This is a genomic window from Bacillus sp. FSL P2-0099, from assembly GCF_038007445.1.
Taxonomy (GTDB): Bacteria; Bacillota; Bacilli; order Bacillales; family Bacillaceae_G; genus Bacillus_A; species Bacillus_A mycoides.
In genome coordinates this window covers 3,165,984-3,186,573 of sequence record NZ_JBBOXE010000001.1, presented here as the reverse complement: position 1 = coordinate 3,186,573, position 20,590 = coordinate 3,165,984, and the positions used below count along the sequence as shown (strand labels likewise).

The following is a 20,590-nucleotide window of genomic DNA, read 5'->3' as shown; positions in this document are numbered from 1 at the left end:
AACAAGAATAGGTTATTAGGATGTCGCGATTTAAATAGAAAAATGAAGACGTCAATCCGTTATAAAACTATTAATATGATGTTATAAGTACATCGTATTAATAAAGGTTAAGAAGGGTTGTATTATGGTTGAAAGTAAGAACACCCTAGCGAAGAGCTAGGGTGTTTGTGTTATATAGTTTCACCATATGCTTCCGAATTAGGAGCAGGAGTAATCAACGAACCTTTTGTAGCGTTTCCTATAATAGAATGAAAGTGTTTAACGTTTAAATATAGGAAGAAAAACAATTAAGCTTTTATTTTATTTAAAATGGATACTCTATTAGTAGTGAATAATAAATAATTTTGTTTTACTGTCTTAATTAAAATACGATCAGTTGTACCATATGCTGTTCCAATTCGGATTGCGCTTTTTTCTTCAACACCAGCATATGTATTATCTTCCGTTACCTCAGTGATTTCACATAATGGAATATGAATTTTAGAGAATTGCCATGAAATAATTAGTTCATCTTTTGTTTTTTCAACATGAATACCTAACATATTACCAGAACCTTTCTATAATAAAATTTCACTCGTACTATTTTATTATACAAATTTATAAATTATATTTCTATTTTTTTACAGAGAGTATACAATTAACAACGAGAAAATGTTCATTATTACTTTCATTCCTATTATAACGAATTCTACAATAGAAAACAGAACGTATATTTGGTATAATCAAAATATACTATATGAAACGATATACATGAGTTTGAGGTTTATGAAAAAAGGTAAGTAATACATAATAATACATACGCTATAGGATTCAGTTCATGTTATACAAATCAATCGTTAGAAAGGAAAAGAAGTATGAATCAAATTTCATTCGAAGATTTATTTGAAGAAGAAAACAAACCAGAAAAGGTGGAGGTAGCTGAGATTTCCGTACCTTTATCGCCCTTACAAAAGGATATTTTAGAGTTAATTAATTCTGAAGAAATAAGTGCACTTGAGTTATGCGAACAATTAATACGAGCTGGTAAAATATCAGATGAAAGATTCACAACGAATAAGCCTAAAGCATATGGGCAAGTATGCTTACTATTAGAAGGGTTTGTTAAAGAAGAAAAGCTTATTTTTGTCAAAAGTGATGAGAAAAGAGATAGAGTATATAAATTGAAAGACGAAGATTCTAACGAATAAAATGTATAAAGTATAGTAATGAAATAAGGAAGTCCTCATATTTATGTTGAAAGCTTATTTTCACATAAGCGTGGGGATTTTTTTGAGGGAGGATGTATGAAAGATTGGGAGTATAATGAATTATTTCATGCAATTCGGGAGGCGTATGAAGAGTTATTAGATGAAGAGAGAGGGTATCGATATGCTATAGCAAAACTAGTGGATGAATTTGATAATGTAGGAAAGATTGAAGATGTTATCGTTGATACTGCCATAGGAGAAATAGCAGTCGATCATCATATGGTCTTTGTTGGGCGTATTAAAGGTATAACAAAGAGGCTAAGTATGTTTAACCTTCAAGAGGTAGAAGGTGAATTGACAGTAGAGGAAATAAAAGATTTATCGATAAGAATAAATAATGTTATAGAAGGATTAAAAAATGTAAAGGTTGCTTATAAATCTTCGATTGAATAGTTCATGGAGACATAGTTAGACAAGAGAACAGAAATATAGGAGGTGATGTTATGGAGGAGAAAAGTATAAATAAAACAATAAGAAATGCTATTAAGCTTGGTGATATTAATGAAGTAAAACATCTAATAGGTGATAATCCAGAATTTTTACATTCAATGACACCATTTGGTACGTGGTTACATGTTGCAGCAAAGAAAGGGCATATCGAAATTGTTCAGTATTTGATTAATAAAGGGATAGATATGAATGCTAGAGGCGGTACATTTGATGCTTCTGCATTAAATTTGTCCGCAGGAGCAGGACATTTGGAAATAGTAAAATATTTAGTAGAGTCTGGTGCCGAATTGGATGTAAGTTTAGCAAAAAGAAATCCACTATTTGGAGCAATTTATGGCGGACATAAAGAAGTAGTGGAGTTTCTAGTTGAAAAAGGAATAGATATTTCAATTAGATATACTGGAGAAAACTTTAAGAATATGAATGCTTATGAATATGCTGAAGAATTCGGACAAACAGAAATTGCTGCATACATAAAGCGTAAGATGGATAAGAGATAATAAAGATTGTAAAAGGGATAAGACTAAGAATAAAGAGATTAATAGGGGCAGTGATAAATGAAAATAGTTACATAACCTTGTTCCTAATAAAGGGGGGATTAAAATGAAACCGAATTATTTTACAATCGCAATGTATCCCAGTAGCATTTAACGAAGAAGAGATATTAAATCGTCTTTTAGATGTATTTGAGTCAAATGAAAAATTTGCTCCTACTCATTGGGGGAACTGTGAAACAGTGAAGATAGAATATAACCGTCAGGAAATTATAGAAAAAGTAATTTCGGAGCGTAGAGTATCTGAAGTTCACCTGTATCGTGATAAAACAGTGCACTAGTAACTCTAAAATCAACCATTATGTATATTTTGGAGTTACTTGACGGTTAACTCTACATCAGTAGAGTTAATAAATTATTTAAATAAAAAACTGTTAATATACAACTAGAATTAATGACGGGTTATATTCACTTAAGAATATAACCCTATTTATTAGAACCAGTAGTATATAAGGAGATTATCCCACGGGTTATTTGCAAATATTAGACGAGGAATATTTGACGCTGTAAAAGAAAAAACATTGACTCTTATATCATTATTGATGTTGTCCTCAATTTTCCTCATGTAGCACTTGAAAATCAGTAACAAGTGAAACGATTTTTCCTGCTTCATCGATTCCCCAATAGGAAGGATAAAATCCATCTCCATAACCTGAACGGAATATAATGATATTACTTCCTGTTTCCTCACACACCACGCAATTTCCCCAATCTTCATCATGTTCTGTTAGTATGTCATCTATAAGATCATCATACAAACTAGTAAATTCTTCTCCTAGTTCTTGTTGTAACCTATCTTCTATTTCTTCTAACTTACCAATTGCTTCAACATCTGCAAAGCACCCTAAGCCTGTATCAACTGGGTAACCAAAAATATATCCGTCTTCCAGTTCACTTACATTTTGTCCTGGTTTTGTTGCCATCTTCCATCCTACCGCTTTTGACTCCGACAATTTCAATTCAGCACCAGCAATGACTCCATCTTCCTTATGCCACCAAGCAACAATTGGATATGTACCTGGCTGAATTGTTTGTTCGAAGTGATTTTCATTAAAAATAAGAGGATCACAAGCAACAATTTTACCTGAAGTAACTTTCAACTGTTCTAGTGCTTCGGAACGCAGGGCCTCACTATCCGGTTTAGATAATTCACGTAATAACTTTGACATAATGTTTCTCTCCCTTTCCTTTTAAAATATTTGTTGGTGCTGCCTCCCATATATTTTTACATGAGTTACATTTGTGTTCTGTGGTATTTCTAGCGCCTTTGTATGTTCCTATAACTTCGATATTATCGCCATGAACTTCTAAAACCTCTGCGGCATATCGTACCCGCATTTTTCTAATAGTTCCGCAACATATTCTTCATGCGTTTTACGTTTTCGGATACATTGCTCCCCCGTACAAGTGTAGATGGAACAAACCTTTATTCATTGAAAAATATAACAAATGAATTTGACTTTAAAATTAGACCCAGTTTTGAGGATGTAAATAATAATCCACCCGTTGATTATATTATTTTAAGGGTGAAAATGCATTAATTAAAAATTCAATAAAAGAAGATCGAACTAGATAGTCTTTCTAGATTGATCTTCTTATTTTATATTCTCAAGGGATATTTCCCTTCACTGCAACTCATTGCAATATGTCTACTTCTGTGACACATTACACAATTGTACAGAGATAAAGTAATATGAAAAATAATATAAAGATTTTAATTTAATCCTATATATTTTTTATAAATTCTAAAAGTAAATCCCTTATTTTTGGTATGATTGACAGAGATTATTTAATTTCTTATGAATATTCTTGAAAAGGGAGTCATGCTGTATGAAATCAATAAATGTAAATGGGAATATATATTATATTGAATCTGTTCCTTTTGAAGATAAGAGTGAGCAGGATGAAGAAGGATACTACGAATATTTTTACAAAGGAGTCAATTTATCGTTTCACTCGGACAAAGAAATAATTAAAGCCCGAATTTATGACGACGAAGAAATAATATATTTCTTAAAAAATCCATTTCTTGCTTTTGGTAAAGATTTTGAAGCTATAAAAGTATATATAATTAAAGAATATGATGTAAATAAATTTAAAATTCCAGGTGAAAAAAAAGCCTATATAGAATTATAGCTATAATTCTATATAGGCTTTACCATGACCAATTATAATAAAACAGGAAAACTCACAAAGTACTTATGCCTGTGGGCGATGAAAGGAATGTATTCGAAATTGAGTAAATCAAGTGAAATAAGTAGATTTGAAAATAGATTCTCAGAAAATGTGATTGAAATAGCAGCTGTCACAGGGGCATTAGGAATCGGTGCATCAAAAGGCGGTGACAACATTTTGTGGACTGCGTCAATTGATTTGATTGCGTGGAAAGGCTTACATAACAATGAAACGATTACAAAAGAAGACATACGACTCGCATGGTTGGTTGATGATGCAGAATGGAGAAAATCAAAAGACATTTTGACAGCAAATACAGTTGTAACATTACAGGTGCGCAAGTCAGAAAATTCATTGATGCTTGTTAATGTTTTGGAAACACCATATAAAGATGATGAGTTGGAAGTCATCTTACAAGATGCAATGAAACCGCTTTTTTATCATGATGAGATGTTGGGTGTGTTTGAACTTGATAAAAGAGTGAAAACTTTTGAAAAGAGAATATCTTGGGCTGGTGAAGAATGTCATTTATATTTTGATTGGAGTGAAGACAAACATATGATGAAGTCTGCACTGGAAACAGCATATGTACTTTTCAAAGAGCAAGATGAATGGAAAATGAAAATGAAAATGTACGCTGCAAAAGAACTGGTAGAGTTAGCAAATGAATGGCTACAAGATGATGATGAAGCAGAAATCGACGAAATTACAAAAGAAATGTTCATTAATTCCATCACATTAAGCAGCTTAAGCGTTTATTCAGAAGGGGATTTTGAAATATTCTTTTCGGATGGAGATATATTTTGGGGACATTCTATCATTGTAAGCGGAAATATTCATGAGGGGCTCTCTTCGGCTGAGATTGCAGGATAAAGTGAAACTTCCATCAGTGGGGATTTTTCTTCATCCTTACTGATGGATTATTTGAACCACTCGGGCACTTACTGCCCAAAAGTAGCGCGATAAATTGTTATAATTTTTGATTATTAGACGTTTTCTTCTCGTCTATCTCTTCTCTTATTAAGTGAGAACTCCAAACCTCTTTAATAATTAATGAAATTTAGGGTTTACATATACGGTGGAACTTGCATAGATGTTTTAAATATTCCCTTAGAATCTGATGTGGATACGTTACTTGATAGTTGGTTATCTACAATGAAATATTTAGAACCAGCACAAGCAATGGCTATACCAAGTTTTGATGAGGATCGGAGGGGTGTATCCTTTTCTCCAAATGTTTCTTGGAAGGATTATCTGAAAAGTTAAAAGAAACGAGGTCTTAATTAGACTGGAATTTACATAGAAGCTCAGATGATGCAATAAGTTATTTCTGATAAACGTGATGTGATTTGTTAGGAGGTGAAGTTAAATGAGAAATGACTTAACATGGCCAGTACCGGATGAGCCAGTTTCAACAGAATATATAAACAATGTGGGAAAAGAGATAGAGTTTATATTTCCAAGTGACTATGTAGAATGTGCTACAAATAATAATGGTTCGGCTGTGTTACCTTATAAATTTGAAATAGGCACGATAACAAAGGTATTGGGAACTTTACTTTCTTATGATGTGGATAGTAGCGAATATATCGTTAAAGTATATAATCAGTATATTTCTACTCTACCAAATGCATTGGTGCCATTCGCATTTGACCCAGCAGGAAATTTAATTTGCTTTGATTATAAAAATCATGAAGAAGATCCAATTGTCGTCTTTTGGGAACATGAGGGAGCAAGGGAAAAGGAAACATTGATGGAAAGTGAAGGGATTACGGCTGAGGAAGCAGAGGAAAGAGCAAGAGAAAATGTATTCTATATTGCTAATAATTTTACGGAGTTTTTAAATAAGTTACATGATTAATAATATTATCCATATAAAATGGTTCGTATAAATGTAAGCAGCAATAAAAGGCGGGAGAATTATGGAATTAGAGCATTTAAAAAAAGATATTTGGTATGGAGAAATTTCTAATCATACAATTGAAACTCTTAAGTCTAACTTAAGGGATAGTGCAACAGAGACAGAATCCTTTATTTTAATTAACGAATTGTTAAAGTTAGGTGATTTCTCCGTAAAGAGGTTACTAATTGAACTTATGAATAGTACTCGAAATGAGCTTGTTTTACATTTATGCACTAGACTATTTTGTTCAGTAGCTACTCACGATGATTTATTAGAAATGAATAATTTGAAATTCCTTTCAAGTGCTTCAGAGGATGGAGTTCATAATTTTGTAGTAAGTGCTGGTGAAACTCTTTCATATCATGTAGTACCATATCTTTTAGCGTTACTAGAAGAGTGGGAAGATACCTTTGTTGAAAAAGCTATAAGAAATGAACTTTCATGGATGCTTGGAATTGAGGACGAGTATTATGAAGTATCGTTAGAAGAATTTAATGAAGCTTATTCTGGTTTTATCGAAAATAACGATACGCAAGAATACTATTATCGTAATAGACTATCTTTTCCTGGAGATTTGGCAAAGGAGTTAGTTTCGGAAGTTATGAGTTCTTTAAGAGATAGAAATACTTATAATGTTGTTACTATACCTTCCGTTTTATCAATTTGGAGTGGAATCAAATGTCCAATTCAATACGATACGATAATAACAAATGAAAAAAATAGAGAGTTGATGTCATATATTGATGTTTTAACAAAGAAAGAATGGAAGATTGGTAAAAAGTATTTTTATGGACATGTAGTCGTATAAGAAAACGATACATGTGATGAATATAAAACATTCTATGGCACCCTGTTAAGGAGTGATTTTTACTATAACGGAAAGCTTTAATTGTTGTTTAGGGGTGAAAAAATGATACTACCAGAGGAGTTTCGAGAGAAATGGGATGTTAATAAAGATGGCCCACTTATTACATTTCCTGAAAAAGAATTAATAAACAAAAACTGTTCAGCTGAAGTGAAACGATTTTTGTCTATAGGAGGCTTACCGGAAACACCGCCACCGTATTTAGAATTTACTTCATCTCAGTCTTTCGTAAGGTCTATTATAAATGTATTTCATATGCCAGAAGAGTTTCGAAAATATTGGTATTTAGGAACAACAAGTTCTGGAAATCCAATTTGTATAATTGAAAAACAAGAAAATATAGTGTTTCTAAATAATAGTGATACGTATAAAGAAGTGTTTATGAATTCTTCTATACAACAATTTGCAGCATGTTTATTAGTATATTCAAAAATGATTGATAAGGCAGTAGAGATAAATGGTGAGGATGCCTTTATCGATAATAATATACCAGAGTGTACAATAAGTTGGTTGAAGGAAGAATTGAAAAAAATTGATGATAAGTGTATGGAAAAGGGTTCTTTTTGGTGTATTGAAATTGAGAGCTTATATGAATAATTGGAAGTGAAAAGGAGGATATTCCGATATTTTTATAGGCAGTAAAAAGTTATTCTAAAAGGGGTATGTTGGGTGAATCATAGACGCAAGAAAAAGAAACCGAAACAAATAAGAAAAGAAGCTGTTCAGATAAAACCGATAGTAGAAGAAGAAAAAACACTAAAGAAGAGTAGCAACAAGTTGGTCGATATTCTCCTAGGTATTCTTCTTTTCCCAATTCTTATATGGGCTGTCTTGGAAGGTTGTACAACACAAGTAAGCAAAGGGAAGACTTTCCTTATTATCGTTTTCTTTCTCTTAATTGCAGTAGGGTTATCTATGATAGGAAACAAATAAGGGGGAGTTCAGATGTTTAAGAAGAAGGAGAAAAAAACATTTACGTTAGACTTGTAAACACACAAGGGGAAATCATTCGAGAGTTTGATTGTACAGAAAAAGACTTGCGGAAAGTAAAAGAAAATGGTGCTGAAATTCGTGTGGTTGGAGATAACTCATATGAGATGGTAGCAACCGATGAACAACTAGAAAAACTAGCAAGAGCCGAAGCGGAAATCGAAGCAGAAATTAAGGCGTGGGAAGACGCTTTAAATGAGAGTTTGGATGAACGCGAAGAAAGAGAAGCAAGACAAAAGGAATTGAAAGAAAAGAATAAATGGAGTACAAAGAAGAAAGTGACCGTATTTGGGCTGATATTCTTTGTATTTATTGGATCACCTATTATCGAAGGGTATCAGAATAGTAAATTAGTTGAAGAAGGTACATCATTACATGCAGAAATAGTAGGTAGGCATGTAGAGGAGGAATTCATATTTACACACCCAACATTAGTAGTTGAGGTAGACGGTAAAAAGCATAATGTATGGGTAAGTGAAGAGACATATAACGGAGCAGAGTGGTTAGGTAGACTAAAAGTCATCAAAACAAAAGATGGTAAAGTTGAGAAAGACCCTAGATATGAAGGCGAAGACTTAATCACGAGTTATTAAGGGACTAGATAAGATTCCTATAGGGGTAGAAGGAAATGGTTCACTCAGTACATTTTGAAGGTGGAGATGAATTACTTTTAAATGGAGAATTAAAGGAAGTTGGCCAACGTTTTATATGTTTTTGAAAGAATATTTCAAATGTTAAATGTTGATAGGAGTTAACAATAAGCAGGGACACCTTAGTAATAAGCGCGAGAGGAATGACGGATAAATGAGAGTGAACGATTCAGTTTTTGGAGAGATTGAATATAATTATGCTTGGGCTAAGTGTATGCCTATAACTTTTATAGGTAATGTAACTGAGATTCATTTGATGATAGATGGTGAAGAAGATGGAGTGTTTGATGAAGGGCAGTATGTAGCGTATCAATCATTAATAAAAAATTGGGAAGAGGTACAAATAAGTTTACTACAGTCTATATTAGATTATTACAAACAAAGGCGATGTGAATTAGGATATGATATTGGAGTGCGAGAAAATTATCCATTAGTTGAAACAACTGATCAAATACTAGAGATGATCGGTTTAGAGGGTATTGTTGTTCCGTATGCAGATATTACGGAAGGACGAGAGGTTGGAATTACATTTAATTGTACGTGGGATATAGAAAATGGTGTAGGAGTTCGTTTATTAAATGAAAAGATAATGGAAGTAGGTTATCAGGATATTATTTTTTAATATAAGTTAAAAGTAAATGAGGGGATATATAACCTGAATGAAAAAGGTGTCAATCTTTATCGAATTGACACCCAGATACGAATCTGTTTAACATCTTACATACTTACGTTTGAAACCAAGTCTTCCTCTATCAAGTTCTTTCTGAATACTCTCTGTAGCATTTAGCAAACTGCTTTTTTTATTATCACGTTTGACTTCAACTATACCAACTTCTTTTGCAATCTCGACTGCTTTTTCGTGTAGTGGTACATATGAAATTGCCACGGTGTTTAGGAAATTATTCATAGCGGATTTTGTTCGTTCTGGCGAATCATGGATCGTATCTTTCACCATTTTAAGCATATCGGAAATTTTACTTTCGGAAAACTCATTGTCTTTGCGATTTCCTAAAAGCCAGCAGTAGCAACTCCAGCCTGCAGACATTGTAAGCTCATCCCCACTTGCAATCCATCTATCAGCAACATCTTGTGCAATATTTGACTCTGATAAAGTTACTGCCACTACATAATCGGATAGCATATAAAAATATGCCCCGTCCATCCAGCGATCAAAATCAGACTCACTCATAGCTTTTGGATCTGCAATAATACCTGCAAAGTACATAGCATCGTAGTTACCTGTGGCATAAAGTTTCTCAGCCAACTCTTGATTTAATTTTATTTTCTTAGCGATTGGTTTCATAGCACCTGTAGCTACGCCAAAAACTGGCTCGTGTGCACCGTTAGATATGTATATTTTTTTCGTTCTTTCCTTACCGAGGGATTCAAGCTCTTGCATAACTGTTTTAAAATCCATAGCTGTGCACTTCCTTCCTTAATATAAAGATCATTTTAATTGTAATTATCTAGTTTATATTTTTTATCGAGTCTTCCATACTTCTCAAATTTAATACTCATCTTATGTGAGTAGGATGTCTACTTTCTATAATTCCTTTGCAATTCAGTTTGTGATTTTGACCTTCCATCTAGTTATAATTATGAGAATATTACATTAAGGTAAACGGGAAAGAGACAAAATAGATGTATAACTTTCCGCATAGGTTTTTAAAGTGGGAGAATGCAAATAATATTTTATCTTTGGCACTTTCTCTGTAGTGTTATGTTATTATTTGGTAATGGGGTAAATGGAAGTTAAAGTTAAATATGTGAGGTTGGTTACAAATGATAAAGAAATTTACTAGAGTAGTATTAACGGTGGTTATACCAATCAGTCTTATTGCGGGGTGTGGAACTGCTGAAAAAACTGAAGCAAAAGAGCCGAAAGCGGTACAAGCGGAGAAAAAGGATTATACGGATTACTCATACGGTAGCAAAGGTATATTAGTAAGCGGAAAAGCGAAAGAACGTCTACAATACGAGGTTGGATATATGGATGATAACAAGTTAATTGGAATCGATGAAACTATTGAGGACTGTATTATTTTAGATAATAAAGATGAAGCAAGCCACATTTGGAAACAAATAGAGCGCGGATCTATTATTGAAGTGCAATATGGTAAGGACCGCAACGACATCGTAGGCGTACAATTAGTAGGAGATCGTAAGCCATACGAAATTAGTGATAAGTTTGATCGAAATACGATAAACGAGATTGTTGGACAAGTTAAAGGTAATTTGTAATAGAGGTATTTCGCTAGTATATGATCTATTATCATGACATGGCGAATCGCATACATAAAAGTTTGGAATCAACGGCATTTTTAATATGAAAATGCCGTTGATTTATTTTAAAAAGTGAATGGTATTCTATAGTCTTGTAGAAAAATACATATTAGAAAATATACAAATGAATTATTTTTCTTTTAGTTGTGACGATTGCCGTAAGGTCATTGCCCAAAATAAAAGAGCACAAGCACTAACGGATGCACCTAATATACAAACTCCGTTCCATCCGTAGCTTGCATAAATGTTTGTGGAAAGAATTGCACCTGTTGCACTGCCGATAGAATAAAAAATCATGTAACTGGCAGTGAGGCGACTTCTTGCTTCTGGACGCACTGTGAAAAGTATACTTTGATTGGTGACATGTACAGCTTGCACAGCTAAATCTAAAAGGATAACACCGATAACTAGTAGGAATAGAGAATGGTTCATTAATTTAATGAGGAGCCATGAAAGTAATAATAAGGATAAGGCTATGCCAGTAGTTCTCTCTCCGAATCCGCGATCAGCAAGTTGTCCGGCTTTAGTGGCAGCTAATGCACCAGCAACTCCAGCAAGACCAAATGCTCCGATAGCTGTATGGGATAGATTATATGGTGCAACACTTAGAGGTAAAACTAATGAAGTCCATAAAATACTGAATGAAGTAAAAATAAGCAATGCTAATATTCCGCGAATACGTAAGATCCTTTCTTCTACAAATAATAAGAGAACAGAACGTAATAATTTACGATAGGTCATAGCTGTTTTTTTATGTTCAAGACTAGGTAAATTACGATATAACAAACCAATTACGAAGAGCATAAGTACAGCAGAGGTAAGATAAACGGAACGCCATCCCGCTAGATCTGTTAATGTTCCGGCAAATGTACGTGCAAGGAGTATACCTATTACAACGCCACTTGTAACGAAACCTACTATGCGTCCACGTTCTGATGGATTAGCTAAAATGGATGCATATGCGACGAGTGTTTGCGTAACAGTCGCAAGAATTCCGACTAAGGCCATACCTATAAAAAGTACGGTACTGGAAGGAGCGACTCCGACCACAATTAAAGCGAAAACGGATAAAAGCATTTGAACAATAATAAGTCTTTTTTGGTTTAACAAATCACCAAGTGGAACTAATAAAAGTAATCCGAGTGCATAACAAACTTGAGTAATCGTAATAACGACACCAATAGTTGAATGGTTGATTTTAAACGCATTTGATAAAGAATCAAGTAGAGGATGAGCGAAGTATATATTCGCCACAGCCATCCCGCAAGCTATTGAAAATAATAGAGTTATATAGCGGGGCATGATTGTATTAATAGGTGATTGGAACTGATCATTATTCTGTGTAAGCGCAGTTGTCATTTTTTCTTTAGCATCCATAATATCATCTCCTTTTGTTTTTAAAATAATTTACCGAACGGTATGTTATTTCGTAAGTCAAATATAATCAAGGATAAGTTGATATGTCAAGTTAATTGTAAAATAAATTCAGTTTCTTTTGACATATCATTTATAATTTAATACGATATATAATATACTGATTAGTACATAAAAACGTGATTTATAATTTAGAAAACAGGTGAAAAAAGAGGAGGGATTAAATGGCTCGACTACGTGAATTTGATAAAGAAAAAGCTTTAGATGCTGCTATGCAACTTTTTTGGGAGAAAGGATACGCTGCTACTTCATTAAGTGATCTAACTGCTAAAATGGAAATACAAAGACCGAGTTTATATGCGGCATTTGGTGATAAAGAAGGGCTATTTGAAGCTGCATTACGGAGATACACGAATTTACACGCAGCTAGCATTCGAACAAAACTTCAAAAAGAACAATCTGTAAAAGAGGCCATTCGTATATTTTTTGAAAATATGGTGGAAGAGGAATATAAAAAAGAATCAAATAAAGGCTGTTTTTGTATTAACACAATGGTTGAGATTGCCCCTCATAATGAAAAATTTGAAGTGCTGACTAGAGAACATCAAATGTATCTTTCAGTTATATTTCAAGAATTAATTACTAAAGGAATTCAGTCTGGAGAACTGCAAAGTGATGTGAATGCTAAAGCATTGGCACAAACGCTAGTCACTTCATTAATTGGATTAACGGTGTTAATGAAATCTCGCCCAGAACGTTCAGTTGTAGATAATTCGGTATGTATCATATTATCGTTACTAAAATAAATGTAACAGAATTGTATTTCAATCAACTATGTCGATTATAGACACTTTTATTTATAAGCTTTTAACTTTAAGTACTGAATTGTCTACGAAGGCAACAAGTGCTTTTTATTTTCGTGTAAATATGAGCAGGTGAATCATAATGGTTGTCTGCAATATATGAAGATTGTTGGAGACATTTGTAATTAGGAATCGGATAAGAGAGGAATGAAAACACTATATAAGCCCCTTCAAAGCCCCTCATAAGCACCTACCAAGTAATAAATCACTAAGAAAAAATAAAAACAAAAACAAAAACAAAAACAAAAACAAAAACAAAAACAAAAACAACTACAAGAACAAAACAAGCGCGAAAAAATAAAACCGTCGTTGTAGTAGTTAAAAAAATTTGGAACTCGAATGCCAAAACTGTTACCTCATTCCTATATTTATATTGAAGGATTGGAATTTTCCTTTTTACTAGTAAAGAGCGGGAGGAAAACTGATGGCGGTGTACCGTAATGTGCAGGTGAACTTTTGGCAAGATGAATTCATATTAGATTTAACGCCAGAGGAGCGTTATTTTTACATATATTTGTTAACTGGTACGAAAACGAAGCAATGTGGAATTTACGTATTACCGAAGCGTGTGGCAGAACTGGAAATAGGCTACAGTATGGAAACTGTTGAGAAGCTGTTAAATAGATTTGTTGAATACGGAAAGATTTTATACGATGCGGAAACGAAAGAGTTATACATACTAAATTGGCTACACTATAACCCTATTTTAAATACAAATGTAGAGAAGTGTGTGTTACGTGAGTTAAAGACTGTAAAAAATAAAGAGTTCATACATATATTTTTACGTAAATGTCTTGAAGAAGAATGCAAGATTCCATTATTACTTCAGTATTTTGGTATGCCAGAGGAAGAGATTGATAGTAATTCACAACAAGTAATTATTCAAGAGAAGGAAGAGGTAGAAAGAGTAGAGGATGCCACTCCGCATAGTGAAGTTTATAAATTTTACGAACAAAACATTAGTAGTCTATCTCCATATATCGCGAAGGAATTAAAGGAATGGATGCAAAGAGTTTCAGGAGATAAAGTACTAGAGGCACTTAAAATTGCGTTTGAAAATAATAAGGGGACACTTGCTTATGTAAAGGGTATCTTGAGGAATTGGTGTAGCGAATATAGTGGAGAAAAGTGTGTAATGGGAAGTTTAGAGAGAAGGAGAAGTGTTTTGAGTAGTGTTTTTTAATTTACATAAATTTAATGCAGAATATACGTTCGTATACGATGGGTTGTATGCTATACTACAATTAAATAAGGGTATTTTTATAATAGATAAAAAGATGCGGGGGAACAAAGTTTGACTACTAATACATCTCAGTTGTTTCAATATATTCATATGACAGAAGAACAGGAACAATTATCATCACGTTATTTAGAAACGAGAGAAGAAGAGATTTTAAATAATATTCAACTAACGACAATTAGAGATCAAAAAAGAGGCGATTTTGCCGAGCGATTTATAAATGATTTTAGAAAAGTATATAAACAAGATCCGGATTTCTTTCGGTTATTTTATTATTTGCTAGGGGAGCAATTGTTAAATGTTCTTATAATAAGGTTTAAATATGTGAATTTTTCTAATATGAAGGTTTATTTAGAAAAAAGTGAACTTCCTTTGGAGAAACTTGTAGCAAGTGCATGCAAATATTTATCCAATATTTCAAGTTATGTGGATGAAGCATATGTTTTTCTTAGAGAATTAATAAGCGAGAATCCGAACTATATAGAAGAGCAGTTGTCAGCTTTATCAATAAAGCAGCAATTATCGCTACTTCTTGTAATGTTTGAAGTAGATTATGAGAGATTCCGTACATATAGCTCTTTATTGGACGAGAGATTAGAAGAACATGCTGAATTTATATTGAATTTGAATGGAGAAAAGGAAAAGGTTGAAGCTGTTGAACGGTATATAAAGGGTGAAAGTGATAGGGAATTATTTGTAGGTGGGGCTTTACCAGAATATATTTGGCGGCTATTATTTAGTATTCATAAGTATTCAAATGTTGCGAGGCGATATGTTGAAATCTTAGCGAAGAGAAACGTTTTGGGTTTTATGAACCATGCTACGCGTTATATGTGTCAAGCTCTCGGTCAGCTTCAAAACTACAAAAGAACAGGTAGTGTAAATAAGAAAACATATGATGAAATTCAAAGTTTTTGTAAACAGTTTTGGATTTCTGAGGAAAGATTTTTTGCGCACCGTCTGAGGCAACATGATTTAAATAATGAAGAATTTTGTAAGACGTATGAATATGAATTGCTATGCTTCATGGCGAAAGAAAATCCTGAATTTGTTCAACGTACTTTGCATTATTTAAGTAAAATTAATTATCTCATCATCGCACGAATGTTAGCTGGAAAAGGACATGAGCTAAATAGAGGGAAAATGCGAGAAGAATTTTTTGTGGCTGCTTTGCAAATTAAATTGTCTACAGTGCGGGATAAATATCGTGATTATTTAATAGGGAAAGTGTCATTTGAGGATATGAAGCAAATACTTAAAAATCCTAAGTATAGAAGTATGTATTGGGGGATGCCAGTATTAGAGGTTGCACTCCTTTGGGATGTAGATGATGTAGCGAAGAGGGAAGCTGTACTTACACTGCAATTCGGAGATGAATATAACGTTAATTTATACGAACTTCTGTACGAATGTTCTGTCAGAGGGATAGAACCGAAACAAGTATTAGAAGATCTTCTTTCGTATGGATTAAGTCAGGAAAAGCTTATCACTTATGCAGTTGAACAAGCTGCATGCTATAGTGAAGAGAGAAACAAGGCGAAGGAAGCGCTTGTTCATGTCATTGTAAAAGAACAAGCATACATAATTGAACGATTTGATGAGTATTCTGCTGTGGCAAAAGCATATATTTTAGAAGAGTTAGCAAGGGATAACATGGTTGAAATGCGTCCAATTTTAATCAAAAGCTTAGGCGCTTCATCTAAAAAAATGCGTGAGTCTGTAGTTAAACTTCTTTCAAAAGATGTAGAAGCGGCAGAAAATGTAGCAGTTGAACTTAATAATAAAAAGAAAATTGTTCGTGAAAATGTGATGAAAATACTACTAGAGTATAAGGTTGGGAAATATATGCAACTGGTACAGGAAGCTTTGCAAGAAAAGAAGAACGCCTCTTTTATTGAGAAGTTTGCTCCGTTACTTGAAGTGGGGAGAAACTCAGAAAATATAGAAGAACTTTGTAGTCGTATAGTAACGGAACAAAAAAGAAATGCACTTCTGCAATTGATTGGGGACGAACCACAAATTCAAATGAAATAGCAGACGCAACAGTTCCGTTAGCTTATATACAGCAGTATATTTCAGATTCTGTTATTGAGAAGAAAGAGGCAGCTGAAGTAATTGGTAGTACTTTAAATGAACAAGACTTGAAAGAGTATGTACAAGTAATATATCAAATATGGATTTCTCAAGATGCAGATGTGAAGAAACGGGGAATCCTTTCATTATATGGAATGTTTAGTGATGACAAAATGGTAGGCATACTTAAAAAGAAAATTGATGAATGGGTCCTTCATATGAGAGGAAAGATTGCAGCGGATGCTGTTCGCGCTCTGGGGTTGTCCTCATCTAAGCTTGCGCTTGTGTCTATTCATGCGATGGCATTTAAATATAAGCATAAGTTAGTGCGTAATGCGGCAAAAGAAGCACTAAGTCTTGCTGCGAAAACACGTGGTATAACGGAAGAAGAGCTGGAAGATCAATTGGTACCAAACCTTGGTTTCAATATACGTTGTGAAAAGAAGATTGATTTTGGAAATAGATTTTTTACTGCTATTTTAACTTCAGAGTCAAAAATTGAATTAGCGACAGAAGAAGGAAAACGTATGAAGTCACTTCCAAAGCCAAATGCAAAAGATGATGTAGAAAAAGCTGAAGAAGCTAAGAAAGAGTTAGCCGCTTTAAAGAAAGAGCTTCGAAGTGCTCTTTCCATGCAGAAACAACGTTTGGAAACTGCTCTATCACTAAAGCGCTATTGGTCATACGATACGTGGAAGCCGGTATTTATGGAAAATCCAATTATGAAGCAATTTGCCATTTCACTTGTTTGGGGTGAATATACGGAAGGAAAGTTGCTGAGAACGTTCCGTTATGCGGCGGGTGATATGTTTTATTCAATGATAGGAGAGCATCATGAGCTTTCACCTGGAACTGTTATTGGTTTAATTCATCCGTTAGAATTATCCGAGGTGGAAAAGGAAGTGTGGAAAGAGCAACTGACAAATTCCGGAATTGTTCAGCCATTCCTACAAATTGAACGTCCAGTGTTTGTAGTAGAGGAAAATGATGAGGTTGATGTTGAGAGATTTGGCGGTATTTTGTTAAATGGTCGCTCGTTATTCGGTAAGATGACGACACTTGGATGGACTCGCGGATCGGTTCAAGATGGCGGTGTTTATTATACGTTTTATAAAGAAGACACTAGAACTGGAGTAGGAGCGGAACTTTCATTTAGCGGAGCGCCAATTGGATATGAAGGTGAAGAAGAAGTATGTGTATTTGAAATTCAATTTTATAAGGCAGGAAAAGTGAACCACGGTTCATATGAATACGACGAAATTGATGATGAGAGACGCATTGTACCAAAACAAGTAGATAAGCACTTCTTTAGTGAAATGTTATATGATGTGCAATTAGCGACCGATTCAAATCTTGGTCATAATGAAAGCTGGCGTAGCGGACGATAAGAAAAACCCCCTTCATTGATAGGAAAATGAAGGGGGTTTTTCAATTTTTCTAAAAGGTTCTTTCACAATAGAAGCGAATAGATTGAGAGAGGAGGGATTGTATGGAAGTCGTCATAAAAAAGAAACGAAATAGGGGAAAAAGAATTTTTATTTGGTCTAGTAGTATCGTTCTTTTTTTGTTTATTTGCGCTATGATTTTTTTGAACATATATACGCTTAGTTCTGTGCCAAAGATAGATGGAACGATAAAACTTGAGGATTTACAACATGCTGTTGCGGTGAAACGAGATAGTAAAGGTGTACCACATATTAAAGCGGAAAATGCGCATGATTTATATTTCTCACAAGGGTATGTACAAGCGCAAGATCGTTTGTTTCAAATGGATTTAAGTAGAAGACAAGCTTCTGGTATGTTAAGTGAAGTTGTAGGGGAAGCAGCTGTTGATCGAGATAAATTGTTTCGAACGCTCGGTTTACGGCGAGCAGCCGAAGCGTCTGTTAGTCAATATGATGGAGAAGCGAAATATGCCCTGCAGTCATTTGCTGATGGGGTGAATACTTTTATACGTGAAGCGAAGGCCGAAAAGAAATTGCCAGTGGAGTTTACTCTATTAGGTTATGAACCTGTTGAATGGTCAATTGTGGACTCTTTAACGATTGGAAAGTATATGGCGTTTGATTTAGGAGGACATTGGCACGGACAAGCATTTCGATATTGGGCGTTGAAAAATCTTCCGGAAGAGCAAGCAAATGAGCTATTTCCTACATATCCGAAAGATGCGCCTAGATTGCTAGCTGAATTGAAAAATACAAATGTGGACGTAGCACAAAGTTTTTCAAAGACAGTTATTCCACCAGAGTTTAACGGTAGTAATAACTGGGTTGTGAGTGGTGAAAAGAGTGTATCTGGTAAGCCAATTTTAGCGGATGATCCTCATTTATCTCTTGCGACACCTTCTATTTGGTATCAATCGCAACTTGAAATGAAAGATTTACATGTGAGTGGCGTTATTTTCGCAGGAGTACCAGGCGTTATATTAGGACACAATGACAAAATAGCATGGGGCGTTACGAATACAGGTCCCGATGTGCAAGATTTATATATTGAGAAGCGAAATCCTAATAATGAAAATGAATTTTTGTATAAAGATAAATGGGAAAAGGCTACGGTTGTTGATGAATCTATTAAAGTAAAAGGCGGGAAAACAATTCCGTATAACGTTACGGTTACGAGGCATGGTCCAGTTATTTCAGAGTTTGCGGATAAAGGAAAAGAGAAAACAAAAACAGTATTCGCTTTGAAATGGACTGCTTTGGAGCCTTCCGCTGAATTAAAGGCTGTATTAAATATGAATAAGGCGAAAGACTGGAATGAGTTTGAAACTGCTCTTCAAGATTTTCATACACCAACTCAAAACTTTGTGTTTGCATCAAATGACGGAACCATTGCTTATAAAGCGAACGGAAATATACCAGTGCGTAAAAAAGGCGATGGTAGTTTGCCTGTACCTGGATGGACAGATGAATATGAATGGGAAGGGTATATTCCGTTTAATCAGCTTCCGAAAGTAATAAATCCAAAACAAGGGTTTATTTCAACTGCGAATAATAAAATCGTTGATGACGCTTATCCGTACCATATTAGTAATACGTGGGCGCAGCCATATAGGCAAATGCGTATTCAAGAGTTTTTACAAGAGAAGGAAAAGTATACGGTGAAAGATTTAGAAGATTTACAGATGGATCAAAAAAATTTATATGGGAAAGAGTTTACTCCTATATTGTTAAAAGAGTTAAATAAAGCATCTTTAAATGAAGTAGAGAAAGAAGGCGTAAAACAATTAACAAAGTGGAATTTTTACGATAGTAAAGATGAAGCGGCACCATTAATATTCCATTTGTTAATGAAAGAGATTTCGAATACGCTATTTTCAAAAGAAATACCGAAAGATGTGATGGAGTTATTTGAAGGGAAGTCACAAGTAGTTGATGAATTGATTCGAAAAGAAGTAGCAGGAGAAAATAGCGCTTGGTTTACGAAGTACGGAGGCTTCACAGAAGTTGTACATACATCGTACGAGAATGTAATGAAGAAATTACAGAAGGAATATGGACCGAATGTTGCGGAGTGGAAGTGGGGCGATTACCATCAACTTGCTTTTACACATCCAATTTCGAGATCATCTAGTATATTAGCATTACTCGCATTTAATCGTGAGAAACCAGTTCCAATAGGTGGAAGTCAAGTTACCGTTCAAGCAGCGAGTTACGGAGATAACGGTATTGTAAATCATGGGGCATCTTGGAGATTTGTTATTGATACGAAAGATATGTCAAACGGTTATCATATCGTAGGGCCAGGACAATCAGGAAACTTTAGAAGCGATTGGTATCATGATCAAATAGATGATTGGGTGAACGGTGAGTATCATACGACTACATTGAATACAGATGGGATAGAAGGGAAAGTGTTAAATTTACAGCCGAAGTGATAATATTTCCACTGATGAAAACTGTTAAATTAGAACATAATCA

General features: G+C 34.2%; 19 protein-coding genes and 4 pseudogenes. 19 read left to right on the top strand and 4 right to left on the bottom strand.

The window, feature by feature from the left end:
* Window positions 1-287: 287 nt before the first annotated feature.
* Entirely contained in the window at window positions 288-542 is a 255-nt protein-coding gene (locus MKY90_RS16355; protein WP_000900619.1) for a SunI/YnzG family protein, read from the bottom strand.
* 312 nt (window positions 543-854) lie between these two features.
* On the opposite strand from MKY90_RS16355, the gene MKY90_RS16350 reads away from it, so the two are divergent.
* The 4 genes and pseudogenes from MKY90_RS16350 to MKY90_RS16335 all read left to right on the top strand — a co-directional run.
* Window positions 855-1,187 (top strand): DUF3895 domain-containing protein, encoded by a 333-nt coding sequence (locus MKY90_RS16350; protein ID WP_063218247.1) that lies wholly within the window; start codon window positions 855-857, stop codon window positions 1,185-1,187.
* A 96-nt stretch (window positions 1,188-1,283) separates the two neighbouring features.
* Entirely contained in the window at window positions 1,284-1,640 is a 357-nt protein-coding gene (locus MKY90_RS16345; protein ID WP_215599476.1) for an Imm3 family immunity protein, read from the top strand.
* Between the two features lie 50 nt (window positions 1,641-1,690).
* Complete coding sequence (locus tag MKY90_RS16340; RefSeq protein WP_098168129.1) at window positions 1,691-2,197, top strand: ankyrin repeat domain-containing protein; 507 nt, start codon at window positions 1,691-1,693, stop codon at window positions 2,195-2,197.
* 103 nt (window positions 2,198-2,300) lie between these two features.
* Window positions 2,301-2,529, top strand: a pseudogene (locus MKY90_RS16335) (hypothetical protein); the annotation flags it as partial.
* A 273-nt stretch (window positions 2,530-2,802) separates the two neighbouring features.
* Here MKY90_RS16335 and MKY90_RS16330 read toward each other — a convergent pair.
* Window positions 2,803-3,420: a DUF4241 domain-containing protein gene (locus tag MKY90_RS16330; RefSeq protein ID WP_063218251.1), complete on the bottom strand. Its 618-nt coding sequence runs from the start codon at window positions 3,418-3,420 to the stop codon at window positions 2,803-2,805.
* Window positions 3,421-4,081: 661 nt separating this feature from the next.
* On the opposite strand from MKY90_RS16330, the gene MKY90_RS16325 reads away from it, so the two are divergent.
* From MKY90_RS16325 to MKY90_RS16280, 10 genes and pseudogenes are all read left to right on the top strand, one after another.
* Window positions 4,082-4,387 (top strand): hypothetical protein, encoded by a 306-nt coding sequence (locus MKY90_RS16325; protein WP_048566054.1) that lies wholly within the window; start codon window positions 4,082-4,084, stop codon window positions 4,385-4,387.
* A 78-nt stretch (window positions 4,388-4,465) separates the two neighbouring features.
* The gene (locus MKY90_RS16320; RefSeq protein ID WP_078204991.1) at window positions 4,466-5,299 is read left to right on the top strand and encodes a DUF2262 domain-containing protein; all 834 of its coding nucleotides are present in this window, start codon (window positions 4,466-4,468) and stop codon (window positions 5,297-5,299) included.
* A gap of 201 nt (window positions 5,300-5,500) precedes the next feature.
* Window positions 5,501-5,692 (top strand): annotated as a pseudogene (locus MKY90_RS16315) (hypothetical protein); the annotation flags it as partial.
* Between the two features lie 103 nt (window positions 5,693-5,795).
* Entirely contained in the window at window positions 5,796-6,287 is a 492-nt protein-coding gene (locus MKY90_RS16310; protein WP_341091938.1) for an SMI1/KNR4 family protein, read from the top strand.
* A 61-nt stretch (window positions 6,288-6,348) separates the two neighbouring features.
* A complete protein-coding gene (gene imm47, locus MKY90_RS16305) occupies window positions 6,349-7,137 on the top strand; it encodes an Imm47 family immunity protein (protein ID WP_141506956.1) in 789 nt (262 codons plus the stop codon).
* A 102-nt stretch (window positions 7,138-7,239) separates the two neighbouring features.
* Window positions 7,240-7,791 carry an SUKH-4 family immunity protein gene (locus MKY90_RS16300; protein WP_063218256.1) on the top strand — a complete coding sequence of 184 codons (552 nt, stop codon included), beginning with the start codon at window positions 7,240-7,242 and terminating at the stop codon, window positions 7,789-7,791.
* A gap of 72 nt (window positions 7,792-7,863) precedes the next feature.
* Window positions 7,864-8,127, top strand: a complete 264-nt coding sequence (locus MKY90_RS16295; RefSeq protein WP_063218257.1) for a hypothetical protein — start codon at window positions 7,864-7,866, stop codon at window positions 8,125-8,127.
* A gap of 104 nt (window positions 8,128-8,231) precedes the next feature.
* Window positions 8,232-8,777: a hypothetical protein gene (locus MKY90_RS16290; protein WP_063218258.1), complete on the top strand. Its 546-nt coding sequence runs from the start codon at window positions 8,232-8,234 to the stop codon at window positions 8,775-8,777.
* 32 nt (window positions 8,778-8,809) lie between these two features.
* A pseudogene (locus MKY90_RS16285) lies at window positions 8,810-8,922 on the top strand (SMI1/KNR4 family protein); the annotation flags it as partial.
* Window positions 8,923-8,988: 66 nt separating this feature from the next.
* Window positions 8,989-9,456, top strand: a complete 468-nt coding sequence (locus tag MKY90_RS16280) for a DUF6985 domain-containing protein (protein ID WP_098168131.1) — start codon at window positions 8,989-8,991, stop codon at window positions 9,454-9,456.
* An 87-nt stretch (window positions 9,457-9,543) separates the two neighbouring features.
* Here MKY90_RS16280 and MKY90_RS16275 read toward each other — a convergent pair whose 3' ends face one another.
* Window positions 9,544-10,251 carry a DNA alkylation repair protein gene (locus tag MKY90_RS16275; RefSeq protein ID WP_063218260.1) on the bottom strand — a complete coding sequence of 236 codons (708 nt, stop codon included), beginning with the start codon at window positions 10,249-10,251 and terminating at the stop codon, window positions 9,544-9,546.
* Between the two features lie 365 nt (window positions 10,252-10,616).
* Between MKY90_RS16275 and MKY90_RS16270 the strand changes: the two genes are divergently transcribed.
* Window positions 10,617-11,075, top strand: coding sequence for a hypothetical protein (locus MKY90_RS16270; protein ID WP_078204993.1), 459 nt, complete (start codon window positions 10,617-10,619; stop codon window positions 11,073-11,075).
* A 171-nt stretch (window positions 11,076-11,246) separates the two neighbouring features.
* Here MKY90_RS16270 and MKY90_RS16265 read toward each other — a convergent pair whose 3' ends face one another.
* Window positions 11,247-12,494, bottom strand: a complete 1,248-nt coding sequence (locus tag MKY90_RS16265; protein WP_215599479.1) for an MFS transporter — start codon at window positions 12,492-12,494, stop codon at window positions 11,247-11,249.
* A 221-nt stretch (window positions 12,495-12,715) separates the two neighbouring features.
* On the opposite strand from MKY90_RS16265, the gene MKY90_RS16260 reads away from it, so the two are divergent.
* The 4 genes and pseudogenes from MKY90_RS16260 to MKY90_RS16245 all read left to right on the top strand — a co-directional run bounded on the left by MKY90_RS16260 (window position 12,716) and on the right by MKY90_RS16245 (window position 20,547).
* Window positions 12,716-13,297, top strand: a complete 582-nt coding sequence (locus MKY90_RS16260; RefSeq protein ID WP_002190148.1) for a TetR/AcrR family transcriptional regulator — start codon at window positions 12,716-12,718, stop codon at window positions 13,295-13,297.
* Window positions 13,298-13,778: 481 nt separating this feature from the next.
* The gene (locus MKY90_RS16255) at window positions 13,779-14,537 is read left to right on the top strand and encodes a DnaD domain-containing protein (protein ID WP_098168133.1); all 759 of its coding nucleotides are present in this window, start codon (window positions 13,779-13,781) and stop codon (window positions 14,535-14,537) included.
* A gap of 111 nt (window positions 14,538-14,648) precedes the next feature.
* Window positions 14,649-18,055, top strand: a pseudogene (locus tag MKY90_RS16250) (DUF4132 domain-containing protein).
* 101 nt (window positions 18,056-18,156) lie between these two features.
* The gene (locus MKY90_RS16245) at window positions 18,157-20,547 is read left to right on the top strand and encodes a penicillin acylase family protein (protein WP_215599480.1); all 2,391 of its coding nucleotides are present in this window, start codon (window positions 18,157-18,159) and stop codon (window positions 20,545-20,547) included.
* Window positions 20,548-20,590 lie beyond the last annotated feature (43 nt).

Excerpts from the sequence above, each read along its gene's own strand:
- MKY90_RS16355 (WP_000900619.1), bottom strand. The coding sequence starts at position 542 with ATGTTAGGTATTCATGTTGAAAAAACAAAAGATGAACTAATTATTTCA.
- MKY90_RS16280 (WP_098168131.1), top strand. The coding sequence starts at position 8,989 with ATGAGAGTGAACGATTCAGTTTTTGGAGAGATTGAATATAATTATGCT.
- MKY90_RS16310 (WP_341091938.1), top strand. The coding sequence starts at position 5,796 with ATGAGAAATGACTTAACATGGCCAGTACCGGATGAGCCAGTTTCAACA.
- MKY90_RS16255 (WP_098168133.1), top strand. The coding sequence starts at position 13,779 with ATGGCGGTGTACCGTAATGTGCAGGTGAACTTTTGGCAAGATGAATTC.
- MKY90_RS16340 (WP_098168129.1), top strand. The coding sequence starts at position 1,691 with ATGGAGGAGAAAAGTATAAATAAAACAATAAGAAATGCTATTAAGCTT.
- MKY90_RS16325 (WP_048566054.1), top strand. The coding sequence starts at position 4,082 with ATGAAATCAATAAATGTAAATGGGAATATATATTATATTGAATCTGTT.
- MKY90_RS16265 (WP_215599479.1), bottom strand. The coding sequence starts at position 12,494 with ATGGATGCTAAAGAAAAAATGACAACTGCGCTTACACAGAATAATGAT.
- MKY90_RS16300 (WP_063218256.1), top strand. The coding sequence starts at position 7,240 with ATGATACTACCAGAGGAGTTTCGAGAGAAATGGGATGTTAATAAAGAT.
- MKY90_RS16320 (WP_078204991.1), top strand. The coding sequence starts at position 4,466 with ATGAAAGGAATGTATTCGAAATTGAGTAAATCAAGTGAAATAAGTAGA.
- MKY90_RS16245 (WP_215599480.1), top strand. The coding sequence starts at position 18,157 with ATGGAAGTCGTCATAAAAAAGAAACGAAATAGGGGAAAAAGAATTTTT.
- MKY90_RS16275 (WP_063218260.1), bottom strand. The coding sequence starts at position 10,251 with ATGGATTTTAAAACAGTTATGCAAGAGCTTGAATCCCTCGGTAAGGAA.
- MKY90_RS16350 (WP_063218247.1), top strand. The coding sequence starts at position 855 with ATGAATCAAATTTCATTCGAAGATTTATTTGAAGAAGAAAACAAACCA.
- MKY90_RS16260 (WP_002190148.1), top strand. The coding sequence starts at position 12,716 with ATGGCTCGACTACGTGAATTTGATAAAGAAAAAGCTTTAGATGCTGCT.
- imm47 (WP_141506956.1), top strand. The coding sequence starts at position 6,349 with ATGGAATTAGAGCATTTAAAAAAAGATATTTGGTATGGAGAAATTTCT.
- MKY90_RS16330 (WP_063218251.1), bottom strand. The coding sequence starts at position 3,420 with ATGTCAAAGTTATTACGTGAATTATCTAAACCGGATAGTGAGGCCCTG.
- MKY90_RS16345 (WP_215599476.1), top strand. The coding sequence starts at position 1,284 with ATGAAAGATTGGGAGTATAATGAATTATTTCATGCAATTCGGGAGGCG.
- MKY90_RS16270 (WP_078204993.1), top strand. The coding sequence starts at position 10,617 with ATGATAAAGAAATTTACTAGAGTAGTATTAACGGTGGTTATACCAATC.